Below are 13,967 nucleotides of genomic sequence, written 5' to 3'. Positions count from 1 at the left end.
CCATACGCCGGGAAAGCACCTATTAATTTCACGAATTCATTTTCTGCCTTTTACTTCTTTAACTTGATTGTAATATTCCACACCGAACTGGGAGCCTTCTGAAACCATTTTGGCATTTTCAAGCTGAGCCGGATCGTTTGTTGCTGCCTGGTCTGGTACACCTGCATCTTCTAATGTTGAATCAGTCTGTTCCTCACGACTTATATTCCAAAGTTTGTCAGTTCCTTTTTTCACTTTGGTCTTTAATTTGTTCCGGCTATCTTGATTTTTCAATAAATAGCCGGTGATACCTGCCCCTACTGCCCCGGCAACTGATACAATATACCGCTTTTTCATCAAATCACCCTTTACGATTTATGTTTTTAATAAGCTTTTCCCAATTTATTTTCTCATCAAACATACACTTTCATGCAAGTATTTGTCGTGTTATAGTAATTTTAGAGCCTATTTTTGGGGTGACAAAAATGAAAGTTCAATGTGTATTATGTGATACTGTAGAGGAAGTAGAAGACGATTCATTGCAGGCAAAACGGCTGCGCAACCGCCGAATTTATATGTATCTTTGTTCTGAATGCTATGACCGGATTGGTGATAAGACGAGAAAAAGACATGCTACAGGTAGTTTCCGGTTATATGACACGAAGAAAAAGCAAAAAGATTTGATCTAAGGATCACCTAAAAAACTCCCTGAACCGGGAGTTTTTTAAGCCTGTTTTGACTTGCGCTGCAAATGCAGCCTGTAACGATAAATAGCCAGAACAATGCAAATAACGATCAAACTGTCTGTAATCGGGTAACCGACAATACTGAAAAAATTTAAAATAAGCATTCCAAATGCAAGCATGATATAAACCAAAACCGATTTCAAAACAGGCAATTCTTTAGCGAAGCCGAGTTTATAGGCAATAGCTGCCAGAATCAGGTTAATAACATAAAATGTCCAAAAAACATTAATACGATCACGATAATTCACAATCAATTCAAATACTAAACTGAAATGTTCCATTTGTATCCTCCGTTACTGCAACATTAAACATACCTGCTTTTCTTTTTCTACTATACTAAATCTTTCACTGCCATGCCAGCTGAAAAATCAACAACTTTTGAACATTAAGATGCTATTGTGTATACTGGTTAATGGAAAATGGGGTGTGTGTATGATGAAAAAACTTGATTTACCTATGCTGCTCTTGGCAGTGCTGGTTATTTTTATGTTTGTTCTTGTCGGGCTGGCGATTGCGTTTCGTAATATTTGGTTCGTTTTGTTATTTATTTTCCTCGGTTTCGCTTTTATGGGATTCGGGATATCTTTAAAACGCAAAAGAAAGTGACTTCTTACTGGCGTCACTTTCTTCCTTTTTTCATATAATCATCAATGATTTGCTTTTGAATAGCCGGGTTACAGGTTAAAACAGAGCTTTTCTGAAGAAGATTAATTGAACCACCGAAAGCGTCCGTCGTCATTCCTCCTGTTTCATTTACAATGACAATACCTGCTGCAATATCCCATGCAGAGAGGCCCATTGTCATATAGCCATCCATTATCCCCTCTGCAACGTAAGCAAACTCCAGTGCCGCCGACCCAAACGTCCTTGAGCCTCTTACAGTCTTGACTAATTCCTGCATGATGCTTTCCTCGACTAAACGGTTTTCACAAAGCCAAAAATGATTTAAACCCAAAATCGAGTCATAAAGGCTTTTTTGCCCGGAGAGCCGGGGTAATAACGTATCATTTTTAAATGCTCCTTCGCCCCGCTTTGCACTGTACAAGACATCAGCCATAACATCATATATAAAACCGATTTCGCCAATCCCATCATGATAGATACCCACAGATATGGCAAAATTTCGTTTCTGATGGACAAAATTCATCGTTCCATCGATTGGATCAATTATCCAGACAGTGCCATTGAGTGACGTCAATTCATCACCGTAACCTTCTTCACTGAGAATGAGATGATCCGGATATGTACTCTTAATATTCGTCATAAAAAAATACTCTGTATCACTATCCATTGTGGTTACAAGATCATTTCGATCTGATTTTGTACTGACTGTCAGCGGATCATTGATTTTTTTCCTGATTGTTCCGCCTGCTTCAAGTACCCACGCTTTTGCCTGTTGAAATAGTTCATCGCGAAATGTCACGTTCATCTACATGCCTCCAGTTCTTCAATCTGGTACCATCATATCAAATTGGAGGGTAAGAATCATATTTATGCTCTTTTGGGCCAACCTCTTTCCGGAGAAATCTCAGCAGATCATAAACCAAAACCCACATAAGTACATGAACCAGTACAGTTTCCATATGTAATTTTTGGGGTTTATAAATTGTCAGCCACCGTGTATTCACAGAAAAAACAAAGGCATGCCTTTTAGAATTCCTTATTTCTCAAGTGAAAGTTCCAATAACTGAAGACGTAATTGTTTCAGTTTCTCCTTCGATTTAATGATCTGGACTTTATCATTTGCTTGCATGGCATCATATAACGTCATTAGTTCATAATCGATTTCAATACGGATAACAGGCAATTTTAGACGATCCATCTCTTTTCTCAGATCTTCTATGACATATTTCATGTCACCCACAACCTTTCAAATGGCTTTTATTATTTATATGCTGCTTTATTGTCAATTGTTCCTGGATAATGGAACCACTTATTTATTAGATTTCTTCATTTTTAATTTTTAAACATTTCAGTTGACAGGTATGGCTTGACCGGATGATATTTTTGCCTAATAATAGTGCTGTAATCGGTTATCGAACGATTGAAAGGATGATTGAATGACATTTACAGGGTTTTCGGAAAAAGATTTCAACATTTTCTCCATTGATGGCCTGGAAGAACGCATGGCAGCCATACGGGAACACATCCAGCCAAAGTTCAAAGCAATCGGTGAGGAGCTTTCCGCAAGTATTTCCGAAATGACCGGGCAGGACATGTATGTACATATTGCACAGCATGCAAGAAGAACGAAAAATCCGCCTAATGATACATGGATGGCCTTTTGTCATAATAAACGCGGTTATAAAAAGCATCCACACTTTCAGATTGGTCTGTGGGATGATCATTTATTTATGTGGCTTGCCTATATTTATGAAATGCCGTATAAACAGGAGATTGCCAAGTCCTTTCTTGATCAATTAGACGATATCAAAGAATCTATACCTGATCACTATGTTATTTCACTGGATCATACCAAAAAAGATGCAACGGACATGGCCGAAACCGATTTGGAAAAAGCACTGACACGTGTTCAAAATGTAAAAAAAGCCGAATTCCTCATCGGCCGTAATTTTAAACCGGATAATGCCATATTGCAGGATGGTCAGGCATTTTTAGACGAAGCCAGAAACACATTTAAAACACTTACACCCCTATACAAAATTTCAATCGGTTAAAAAAGACCTTTCGCGATGAAAGGTCTTTTCCTAATTCATGGATATGGCAGATTGCTCACTGTTCCTTGCTTTTTTAACCACCGGAAAGCTGGCATAGCCCGATGCTTTTTCAAAATCCCTGAAATAGCTTTTCTCTTCGCTTTTACCAGGGACAACCTGTTTGAATTTACGGTATGCTGCCAACAGTTCTCCACGATTGACGCTTTTTTCATAAGCTTTTTCAACACATGAGAAAAAATTAACCACATCAATCACTTCCTGTGTTGACCAGGAATCATCCAATGGATAATGATAGTTCAACGAGTCACTCACCTCGGTTTCAACCAGTTTTTTCTGATGGAGTCAGCCTCTGCAATGATGTTATCAATCAGCTCATTCACTGTCGGGATATCCTGGATTCGTGCAGCCCCCTGTCCGGCCCAGCCGAACCCTTCAGCTTCATTGCCTTCATGAATATAGGCTTTGTTTGCTTCACCGCTGATATGTGTTTTAAGTGATTCATAATTGCCATTCTCTTTTTCAATTTCCAAAATTTCATCGGTCCATGGATTTTTCAATGCTCTTGCTGGTGTACCAAGCGAACGTTTAATCACAACGGTAGCATTTTCATCTGCATCAAGCAGTGCCTGTTTGTATGCCTGATGTGCGTCTATACATTCTTTGGTAGCAATAAACCTTGTCCCCATTTCAATTCCTTCCGCACCAAGGGCGAATGCCGCCATCATACCACGGCCGTCAACGATACCGCCGGAAGCAATCACCGGAATCGATACCGAATCGGCAACTTGCGGTGTTAGCACGAACGTACCGGTATCACCTCGCCCGAGATGACCACCGCCTTCATGTCCGACAACCATGACAGCATCCGCACCGAGTTCTTCCGCTTTTTCCGCTTGACGCCGTGCTGCCGTCAGGACCAGTTTTTTGATTGGGTAATCCTTGACCATGTCGAGAACGCCTTTTGGATTTCCCCCGGTTACCGATATGACCGGCACTTCTTCATCAATAGCCACCTGCACCATATGGTCAAAACGTCTGCCATGCTGTCCAATGGCGAAGTTGACACCAAACGGTTTATCAGTCAACCTTTTCACTTTTTGGATTTCCATCCGCAGTGATTCCGGACCATCAAGGCTCATAGCTGTTATTTGCCCTAAACCGCCGGCATTTGAAACAGCAGCAGCCAAATCGGCGTAAGCCAGATAAGCCAGCCCTCCCTGAACAATTGGATATTTAATATGTAACAATTTCGTTATCTCTGTCTCCCACTTCACTGCTGATCCTCCCCCTTTTTCTTTAATCATATCAATAATGGTCAATCATGGCTAATACAATAACATTAAACGCAAAAAAACTGCATGCGTTTAACATACAGTCATAGTTGGAAACGGCTTCATTTTTGTTCGCAAGTCGGACAAGTACCGTATAGGGTTGTTACTTTTTCATCGTCAAAGTGCTCAATAATACCTTGACAATCCTGACAAACAATCGTACCCACCTGATCCATCTCCTTTTCGTTCAACAGTTGTTATGACATAAGTATAGTATGTCATATTTAAGCTGTCAATCTTTAATTAGTATATCATATTAATGATTAGTGTTTTTGTGTATATGATATTCTATTTTATATATGAAAAACCAGCTGCAATTTGTGCAGCTGGTTTTTACGCCAATACCGCATATAATGGGCAGTAGTCCCCCAAAAACGGGAGATAACTGCCCATAAATGTCCAATTCGGCTCAACTAACATTCACCAGGGAAAAAACACCCTATTGAATGAAGTTTTACCTTATTCCACTGTTCGAATCAAAGCGGGATCTGCTATTTCATATCCTTTATCACGCAGACCAGTCACGATGTCTTCCAATGCCGCAGCTGTCCATTCGCGATCGTGCATCAGTAAATTAGCACCCGGTTTCAGCAGACTTTGAGGAACGTCCACTTCCGGTCCCTTGCCCGTAATCATCGCTTCAGCCAGTTTTTCAGCCTCCATATACGGTTCAAAATAATCATATCCGTACGTCCAATTCATGGTTACCATACCTTCATCCTTAGCCAGCCGTTTTGCAAAATCAGTATTAGCACCGTTTGGCGCTCTGAAAAATCGTGGCCGTTCCCCGATGATATCTTCTATCAGATCACTCAGGCTGACGATTTCCTCTTTTTGCTCCTCAGTCGGCAAATCGCGCAACTTGACATGGTGATATGTATGATTGCCGATCGCAAATCCCATATCATGGATTTCCTGCAATATTTCTTTTGCCTCGGGGGTATCCAGGAAATGACCATTAACGAAAAAAATGGCACTCGCATCCAAATCCTTTAATGTTTTAGCCATATCCAAAGCATATTCATCAGGCGCATCATCGATTGTCAGCAATACTGCTTTTTCATTGCCATTCTCACTGATTGGCACGATTGAAGAATCATTTTCATCAATTTCATATTCCGGTTCCATGACCTCTTCCTGAACCGTCTGCTCCTGCTCTGACTGTTCTTCCAGCTTTTCGGCATCCTCAGACTTATTTTCATTAACATCTGGTGTATCTGTTCCCGATTCCTCTATTTTTTCTTTGTCCGTATCCTGCCCGGTTTTCTCTGCATCTGTTTTTTCATCTGCACAGGCAGTCATTAGCAGACCCATTGCTAATAAAATCCAAATGATGTTTTTCAAAATTGCTCCCCCTTATATTCCCGGCTGCTGATTTCATTATATAGCAATCAATACAAGCTTGACCATACTTTTTGTTTATACACTTCTTTTTTTGGGTATACGTAAACAGTATGACATTAACATTTAAGGGCAGAATAAAATCACAATATTTTAGTTGAACTTCAGCGGGTATTATGTTTAAATACTAAACTGTGCCAAATTGACATCAGAACAAATACATTGGAGGAGCGGATTCACTTGGGGACTGATTCAGGAGGTTTCGCAGCTGTCTTACTTTGTCGGACGTCCTAGACCTTTAGCTAGGGCATTGCAAACATTTAGACATAGTGGTTATAATTTGACACCTGGGACAAAATATAATGCACCTTACATCGAAAATTGTTGAACCATGGGAAAAAGTTTCGGGGTAAAATTGATTAACAATGCAAAAATAGATGACATGTTGTCTGTTCATCGTATCCAGAAAATTTATGACAAAAATATAGGGAGGTCTTATTATTAATTCCAAAAAAATTACAGCTGTATTTTGGGTTTCGATTGCATTAGTATCTGTATTTATTATTTGGGGAGCTTTTTTTCCATCAAATGTTGAATATGTATTAGGCTTAGTTGACAGTTTTATTTCAGATACATTTGGCTGGTTTTATTTATTGGTAACAACAGGATTTGTATTGCTTGCATTGTATTTAATCTTTGGTCCATATGGAAAAATCAAGCTTGGAAAGCCTGATGATAAGCCGGAATATAGTTATTTTACCTGGTTTGCGTTTTTGTTCACCGCTGGTATGGGGGTCGGTCTCGTATTCTACGGCGTGACGGAACCTGTAACACATTATTATTCACCGCCATCCGCTGATCCGGAAACGATAGCTGCTGCAGAAGAGTCAATGCAATACACCTTATTCCATTGGGGATTCCATCCATGGGCTACATACGCGGTAGTTGCATTAACACTGGCTTATTTTAAATTCCGTCATCGAGCACCTGCTTTGATCAGTTCCGCTTTTGCACCACTGATTGGCGATCGATCTAAAAGCGGTTTGGGAATCGCCATTGATACACTGGCTGTATTTGCTACTGTATTTGGTATTGCAACATCTCTTGGGCTTGGCGCAACACAGATTACAGCCGGTTTAAGCTATACCTTTGAAGGCATTCCAAATACACTGACAACCAATCTGATTGTCATCTTGATTGTAACGGGATTATTTATTCTTTCTGCTACCACAGGCATTAACCGGGGGATTCGGTACCTGAGCTGGGCAAATATTGTTCTTGCCGTGGCATTGATGCTCTTTGTGTTCATTCTCGGATCTTCTGTGCAGATGATCGAATCATTTACAACAACGATGGGTAACTACTTGCAAAATCTTCCGAGTATGACATTTAATATGAATGCATTTACTGGTGACAGGAAGTTTCTTGATGCGTGGACACTCTTTTACTGGGCTTGGTGGATTGGCTGGTCACCATTTGTCGGGACTTTTATTGCACGTGTTTCCAGAGGAAGAACCATCCGTGAATTTGTCATCGGTGTAACGGCCGTACCGGTATTATTCAGTGCCATTTGGTTCTCTATTTTTGGTATTGCCGGATTGGAAATGGATACAGCTGAAGGTGGCGTTATCCACCAACTCATGAATGAAATGGGAAATGAAGTGGCATTGTTTGCATTTCTTGAGTCACAGCCATTGGCATCTGTTGTCGTCGGTGTCGCAGTGCTCTTGATTTCTTCCTTTTTCATCACTTCTGCCGATTCCGGTACGTTTGTGCTTGGCATGCTGACAACAGGAGGAAAATTAAACCCAAGCATGACAGTTAAGGCCATCTGGGGCGTTATCCTTGCCGCAATTGCTGCGGTTCTACTGTGGTCCGGCGGGCTGTCGGCACTTCAAATGGCCATGCTGATTGCAGCATTCCCATTTGCGATTTTAATGATTTTCATGTGTATTTCGCTCGTCAAAGCACTGAAAAGCGAACATGGCATATTGCGAATGGAAAGGAAACAGCGCGAACATGATCCGGAGTTCCGGGCAAAGCTGCGAAAAGAACTCAGAAAAAAGCGTAAAGGATTTCAGAAAACTCTTCCTGATGCTGAAGATGAAAGAGAATCTTAATGCACAAAGCTGTCCAGAAGGGAATCTCCAATTCTGGACAGCTATTTTGTGAATGAAAGCACTTGCGCTATAAGCCGAGGTTCCGACTGTATTATTCATTTTTTGATGTATGGCTGGCTTGAGTTCTAACTGATGATAAATGCAGTTGTTTAAAAAGATGATAGCGCTTAATCGAAACCATAAAGTGAAACTTCATTCAGCGGGTGCTTTTTCCGCTGAAGAAGGGAACAAAGGCAAAGTACTCGGGCGTCCTGTTGCAACGCCTTTGTGACCTGCATCGTGCAGGCCCGAACAGAATCGGGCATTTATGAGAAGTTAGCCGCCGTTTTCTGCCGGGTTAATGACCATTACATGCGGTATAAAGAAAAGCCACGTCCTGTTCATAAAAACGGGACGTGGCTATATTATCAGTCTTCGTTCAACCTACGTTTCCGCTTGTTTTTACATCGTATGAATTGGTGTTCCAAGTGCTACATCTGCTGCTTCCATCGTTACTTCACCAAGCGTTGGATGTGCATGAATGGTAAGCGCGATATCCTCAGCTGTCATCCCGGCTTCGATTGCCAACCCGACTTCTGCAATAACATCACTGGCATTTGGTCCGGCAACCTGGGCACCAATCACCAAGCCGTCTTCTTTTCTCGTAATCAGTTTCATGAACCCGTCAGTGTTATTCAATGACAGTGCACGGCCATTAGCGCCGAATGGGAACTTAGATGCTTTCACATCATATCCGGCATCTTTCGCTTCCTGCTCTGTATAGCCGACACTGGCAAGTTCCGGATCAGAGAAGACGACAGAAGGGATAGCAAGATAATCAATTTCTGATTTTTTACCGCCAATAGCTTCTGCAGCCACTTTTCCCTCATAAGATGCTTTATGGGCAAGCGGCAGACCTTCAACAATATCACCGATTGCATAAATATTGTCCACACTTGTACGGCATTGCTTATCTATTTTTATAAGTCCTTTGTCATCTACGTCGATTCCAACTTGCTCAAGGCCAATCTCCTGCGTATTTGGGCGACGTCCGACGGTTACAAGAACATAATCCGCCTCAGCTGTTTTTTCTTCGCCACCTGCTTCATATGTCACTTTTACGCCATCATTTGATTCTTCGACACCTTTAGCCATTGCTTCAGTGACCACATTGACATTTTTGTTCTTCAGGCCTTTTTTGACAGGCTGTTTAAGCTGCTTTTCAAACGTGCCGAGAATCTCTTTTGTTCCTTCCAAAATGGTTACTTCTGTACCGAAGTTTGCATAGGCAGTGCCAAGTTCAATACCGATGTAGCCACCGCCGACAACAACCATTTTTTCAGGAATCTCCTGAAGGTTTAACGCGCCGGTGGAATCCAATACACGATCTGAGAATTTGAAGTTCGGAATTTCAATCGGTGTAGAACCGGTTGCGATAATACAGTTATTGAATGTGTACGTCTGTGAGTTTTTTTCGTCCATCACTTTAACTGTATTTTTGTCGACAAAGTAGACTTCACCTTTCACAATATCCACTTTATTGCCCTTCAGCAGACTCTCAACCCCAGACGTCAGTTTATTGACAACTTGTCCTTTCCACTCCTGAACTTTGGAAAAATCAACTGAAACATTTTCCGTTGTAATCCCTAAATCCTCATTGCCATAAGCATATTGTGTCTTATGCCCGGCCTCAATTAAAGCCTTTGAAGGGATACACCCGACGTTCAGACAAACACCACCTAAATTATCCTTCTCAACAATGGTTACTTTTTGACCTGTCTGGGCAGCTCGGATGGCAGCTACATAGCCGCCAGGTCCCGCTCCAACCACAAGTGTGTCTGTTTCAATTGGAAAGTCTCCTACTACCATACTTTACGCCTCCATCATAATTAATTGTGGATCGTTCAATAAACGTTTGATTTGATTCAGTGCCAATTGTCCCGTCGCACCATCAACAATTCGATGATCGAAGCTGAGTGACAATGCCAATACCGGTGCTACAACGATTTCTCCGTCACGGACGACTGGTTTTTCCTGAATGCGTCCAATTCCCAAAATAGCTGCTTCAGGGTAATTAAGGACTGGTGTGAACCATTGACCACCGGCAGAACCGATGTTTGTAATCGTATTGGAAGCACCTTTCATCTCTTCTGGTGACAGTTTACCACTGCGAGCTTTCTCTGCCAATTCATTGACTTCCTGAGAGATGGCAAAAATTGATTTTCGATCAGCATCTTTTATAACCGGTACCAGCAGCCCTCTGTCGGTATCTGCCGCAATACCAATGTTGTAATAATGCTTATGAATGATTTCGTTTGTGTCATCATCCACTGCAGCATTTAAGATCGGATATTTTTTCGACGCAGAAATCAATGCTTTTGCCACATATGGCAGATAAGTTAATTTAATGTCCTGCTCAGCGGCAACTTCTTTAAATTTCTTCCTGTGTGCAACGAGTTCGGTGACATCCACATCATCCATAAGCGTAACATGTGGTGCCTTTGTTTTTGAATTGACCATTGCATTGGCAATTGACTTCCGGATTCCGCTCATTTTCTCACGTGTTTCAGGGTAATCGCCTTGTGGTGCCTGTGCTGCTGCAGGTTCCTGTTTCTCATCTTCTGCACCAGCAGGCTGATCTGATTGCTGATCACCACTCAAGTAGTTGTCAACATCTTCTTTTAGGATGCGACCATTTTTACCGGATCCCTGCACATCCTGAATGTTCACATCATTATCGCGGGCATATTTGCGTACTGATGGCATGGCAATGACACGTTTCTCATCAGAAGATTTCTTATCCGTATCCTCCGATTTTTGCTCATTACTTACTTCATCATCTTTTGTTTTGCCGCTAGATTCTGCATCTGCTTCAGCTTTTTCTGTTTCTTCCTGTTCGCCTTCATCTTCTTCATCCTCGTCGTCAGATTCATAACCTTCTGCATCAAACGAGATCAGTGTATTGCCTACAACAGCTACTTCGCCTTCGTCAACGTGAACCTTTGTTACTGTACCATCGACCGGTGAAGGGATTTCGACGACGGCTTTATCGTTCTGGACTTCACACAGCACGTCATCTTCTTTCACTTCATCGCCTTCTTTAACGAACCATTTGGCAATTTCACCTTCATGTATACCTTCACCGATATCAGGAAGTTTAAAGTTATATGCCATAATTACGACCTCCAATCATTCATTAAAAGTTAATCACTTCATTTACTTTGCTGATGACATCTTTATGCGTTGGCAGCCATACTTCTTCTGCCTGGGAAAAAGGATAGACGGTATCTGGTGCCGTTACACGCAGAACTGGTGCCTCAAGATGAAGGATGGCGCGTTCCTGAATTTCCGAAATCACATGTGCAGCAACTCCAGCCTGCCGCTGTGCCTCCTGCAGAACGACAACACGGTTTGTTTTTTTCACTGACTCAACAATTGTTTCAGTATCAATAGGCGATATCGTACGTAAGTCGATCACTTCTGCCTCGATATTATCTTTTTCTAACTCTTCAGCAGCCTTCAATGCAGTATGAACCATCGCACCATATCCAATAAGCGTTACATCTTTTCCTTCACGTTTAATATCTGCTTTATCAAGGGCAACCGTATAAGCTTCATCAGGTACTTCGCCGCGGAATGAACGATAAAGCTTCATATGCTCCATGAAAAACACCGGATCATTGTTGCGAATCGATGAAATCAGGAGTCCTTTGGCATCATATGGTGTCGACGGAACAACGACCCTGATGCCAGGCTGCTGGGCAATAAGCCCTTCCAAAGAGTCCGCATGAAGTTCCGGTGTATGAACACCACCGCCGAATGGCGTGCGGATCGTGATCGGTGCGGACTTGCTGCCGCCTGAACGATAGCGCATTCGTGCAATCTGTCCGTTAATGGCATCCATTGCTTCATAAATAAAGCCGATGAACTGAATTTCCGGCACCGGACGGAAACCCTGCACTGCAAGACCAAGAGCAAGACCGCCGATTCCTGACTCGGCAAGCGGCGTGTCAAATACACGATCTTCCCCGAATTCATCCTGTAATCCTTCTGTAGCACGGAATACGCCGCCATTTTGGCCAACATCTTCACCGAAAACAAGCACATTGTCATCATTTTTTAACTCATGATGCATTGCATCAGTGATTGCCTGAATCATCGTTTTTTGTGCCATGATTTACTTCGACTCCTTTTCTTTGTATTCTTCCATTTGCTCCTGCAGGTTGTTTGGAAGTTCATCATGCATAATATCGATTAAGTCAGTGACTTTTTGTTTCGGATAATCATCCGCTTGTTTGATAGCTTTCTTGATATCTTCTTTGGCATCTTCAATCACTTTGTTTTCTTCATCTTCAGACCAGAGATCTTTTTCTTCTAGAAACTTGCGGAAACGAACAATCGGGTCTTTTTTCTCCCATTCATTTGTCATGTCTTCCGTACGGTAACGTGTCGGGTCGTCTCCAGCCATGGTGTGCGGACCATAACGGTAAGTATTCGTTTCTATCAGTGTAGGCCCATTACCGTTCACGGCATGTTCACGGGCATGTTTGGTAGCTGCATAGACTGCAAGCACATCCATACCATCAACTTGATAGCTCGGAATACCTGCAGCCACTCCTTTTTGTGCTAATGTTTTTGCATTTGTCTGCAGTTCAACCGGTACTGAAATGGCAAACTGGTTATTTTGCACAAAGAAGATCGCCGGGGCACCATAAGCACCTGCGAAGTTGATGCCTTCATAAAAATCACCCTGAGAAGTTCCGCCGTCACCGGTATATGTAACGGCAACAGATTTCTTGCCACGTTTTTTCAGACCAAGTGCCACACCGGCTGCTTGGGTGTATTGCGCCCCAATAATAATTTGTGGACTCAGACCATTAACGCCTTCCGGGAACTGATTGCCGTGGAAATGTCCCCTTGAAAACAGAAATGCTTGGTACAACGGAAGACCATGCCATATCAGCTGTGGAACATCTCTGTATGCGGGCAGAATAAAATCATCTTTTTCCAGTGCGTAATGACTTGCCAACTGTGATGCTTCCTGTCCGGCTGTCGGTGCATAAAACCCTAAACGGCCCTGACGGTTTAACGCGATTGAGCGCTGATCAAGCACTCTGGTATAAACCATCCGGCGCATCAGTTCCTTCAGATCATCATCTGAAAGGTCCGGCATCCAGTCTTTATTCACCACTTCACCATTTTCATCAAGAACCTGGAACATTTCGAACTGACTTTCAACATTTTCAAGTACATCCTTCAAAATGGGTCACCTCTTCCTTTCTGATTAACTGTTTTATATTCTTTTCCAGTCTTCCCGAAATATGAAAAAAACTGTACCCATTTGCTCTAAAACTTGTTCCCATTTTATATTGATCATAATCTTGCCTGAAGCAAACCGGGCAAACTGTTACATTTTAAAAGCAAAATTGACTGGTACAATTTGTGATCCAGTTTAAAGTTTAGCCCACATGATGCCTTAGGTCAATTGTTTTGTGTTAGTTTTTTTGATTTTTCCAAGGATGGCAGCGATTACATGTTTTTTGTCCGTTAAAATTGAAGATCTGTTTCAACACAAAATTAAACTGTATTAGTATAGACCGGCTGAATCAATGTTGGAAAAGGTCGGACTTCTGAGTGCTGACATTTTTCTTATAAGGTTATCCATTATTTAATCTTCTAAGTTACAAAAAAGAACCAGATGTTTTATTCATCTGATTCCTTTTCTTGTTCTGATTCATTTGATTCTTTTTCCTGCTCTGATTCATTTGAATCGCCGCTATCACTTTCTCCTTC

Annotated in this window: 16 protein-coding genes; 4 read left to right on the top strand and 12 right to left on the bottom strand. The window is 41.8% G+C overall.

Going from position 1 to position 13,967, the window contains the following annotated elements:
- Positions 1–36: 36 nt before the first annotated feature.
- Positions 37–336: a hypothetical protein gene (locus tag VK080_RS09210; RefSeq protein ID WP_324224474.1), complete on the bottom strand. Its 300-nt coding sequence runs from the start codon at positions 334–336 to the stop codon at positions 37–39.
- Between the two features lie 128 nt (positions 337–464).
- Between VK080_RS09210 and VK080_RS09205 the strand changes: the two genes are divergently transcribed.
- A complete protein-coding gene (locus VK080_RS09205; RefSeq protein ID WP_324224473.1) occupies positions 465–668 on the top strand; it encodes a YlaI family protein in 204 nt (67 codons plus the stop codon).
- Between the two features lie 35 nt (positions 669–703).
- Here the strand turns inward: VK080_RS09205 and VK080_RS09200 are convergent, their stop codons facing one another.
- Positions 704–1,006, bottom strand: a complete 303-nt coding sequence (locus tag VK080_RS09200; protein ID WP_324224472.1) for a YlaH-like family protein — start codon at positions 1,004–1,006, stop codon at positions 704–706.
- Positions 1,007–1,157: 151 nt separating this feature from the next.
- Here VK080_RS09200 and VK080_RS09195 point away from each other — a divergent pair, with 151 nt between their 5' ends.
- Positions 1,158–1,331, top strand: coding sequence for a DUF5325 family protein (locus VK080_RS09195; RefSeq protein WP_324224471.1), 174 nt, complete (start codon positions 1,158–1,160; stop codon positions 1,329–1,331).
- A 13-nt stretch (positions 1,332–1,344) separates the two neighbouring features.
- Here the strand turns inward: VK080_RS09195 and VK080_RS09190 are convergent, their stop codons facing one another.
- Together VK080_RS09190 and VK080_RS09185 are read right to left on the bottom strand one after the other, a co-directional pair.
- Positions 1,345–2,154 carry an inositol monophosphatase family protein gene (locus VK080_RS09190; protein WP_324224470.1) on the bottom strand — a complete coding sequence of 270 codons (810 nt, stop codon included), beginning with the start codon at positions 2,152–2,154 and terminating at the stop codon, positions 1,345–1,347.
- Between the two features lie 231 nt (positions 2,155–2,385).
- Entirely contained in the window at positions 2,386–2,580 is a 195-nt protein-coding gene (locus tag VK080_RS09185; RefSeq protein ID WP_324224469.1) for a hypothetical protein, read from the bottom strand.
- A gap of 205 nt (positions 2,581–2,785) precedes the next feature.
- Between VK080_RS09185 and VK080_RS09180 the strand changes: the two genes are divergently transcribed.
- Positions 2,786–3,403, top strand: a complete 618-nt coding sequence (locus VK080_RS09180) for a DUF1054 domain-containing protein (RefSeq protein ID WP_324224468.1) — start codon at positions 2,786–2,788, stop codon at positions 3,401–3,403.
- 30 nt (positions 3,404–3,433) lie between these two features.
- On the opposite strand, the gene VK080_RS09175 is transcribed toward VK080_RS09180, so the two are convergent.
- The 4 genes from VK080_RS09175 to VK080_RS09160 form a co-directional block, all read right to left on the bottom strand.
- Complete coding sequence (locus VK080_RS09175) at positions 3,434–3,703, bottom strand: UPF0223 family protein (protein ID WP_324224467.1); 270 nt, start codon at positions 3,701–3,703, stop codon at positions 3,434–3,436.
- A gap of 8 nt (positions 3,704–3,711) precedes the next feature.
- Complete coding sequence (locus VK080_RS09170; protein WP_324224466.1) at positions 3,712–4,677, bottom strand: nitronate monooxygenase family protein; 966 nt, start codon at positions 4,675–4,677, stop codon at positions 3,712–3,714.
- 119 nt (positions 4,678–4,796) lie between these two features.
- Complete coding sequence (locus VK080_RS09165) at positions 4,797–4,901, bottom strand: GapA-binding peptide SR1P (protein ID WP_324224465.1); 105 nt, start codon at positions 4,899–4,901, stop codon at positions 4,797–4,799.
- Positions 4,902–5,193: 292 nt separating this feature from the next.
- Positions 5,194–6,078: a polysaccharide deacetylase family protein gene (locus tag VK080_RS09160; RefSeq protein WP_324224464.1), complete on the bottom strand. Its 885-nt coding sequence runs from the start codon at positions 6,076–6,078 to the stop codon at positions 5,194–5,196.
- Between the two features lie 494 nt (positions 6,079–6,572).
- Between VK080_RS09160 and VK080_RS09155 the strand changes: the two genes are divergently transcribed.
- On the top strand, positions 6,573–8,195 hold the full coding sequence (locus VK080_RS09155) for a BCCT family transporter (RefSeq protein ID WP_324224475.1): 1,623 nt from the start codon (positions 6,573–6,575) through the stop codon (positions 8,193–8,195).
- Between the two features lie 441 nt (positions 8,196–8,636).
- Here VK080_RS09155 and lpdA read toward each other — a convergent pair whose 3' ends face one another.
- From lpdA to pdhA, 4 genes are read right to left on the bottom strand one after another with little or no spacing between them, the layout of a single operon-like run.
- Complete coding sequence (gene lpdA, locus VK080_RS09150) at positions 8,637–10,043, bottom strand: dihydrolipoyl dehydrogenase (RefSeq protein ID WP_324224463.1); 1,407 nt, start codon at positions 10,041–10,043, stop codon at positions 8,637–8,639.
- 3 nt (positions 10,044–10,046) lie between these two features.
- The gene (locus VK080_RS09145; RefSeq protein WP_324224462.1) at positions 10,047–11,348 is read right to left on the bottom strand and encodes a dihydrolipoamide acetyltransferase family protein; all 1,302 of its coding nucleotides are present in this window, start codon (positions 11,346–11,348) and stop codon (positions 10,047–10,049) included.
- Between the two features lie 22 nt (positions 11,349–11,370).
- Positions 11,371–12,348, bottom strand: a complete 978-nt coding sequence (locus tag VK080_RS09140) for an alpha-ketoacid dehydrogenase subunit beta (protein WP_324224461.1) — start codon at positions 12,346–12,348, stop codon at positions 11,371–11,373.
- 3 nt (positions 12,349–12,351) lie between these two features.
- A complete protein-coding gene (gene pdhA, locus VK080_RS09135) occupies positions 12,352–13,434 on the bottom strand; it encodes a pyruvate dehydrogenase (acetyl-transferring) E1 component subunit alpha (protein ID WP_324224460.1) in 1,083 nt (360 codons plus the stop codon).
- Between the last annotated feature and the right edge of the window lie 533 nt (positions 13,435–13,967).

The organism is Lentibacillus sp. (assembly GCF_035301925.1).
Classification (GTDB): Bacteria; Bacillota; Bacilli; order Bacillales; family Amphibacillaceae; genus Lentibacillus.
Note: the sequence above shows the minus strand (reverse complement) of the source record. Positions and strands in the feature narration are given on the sequence as shown.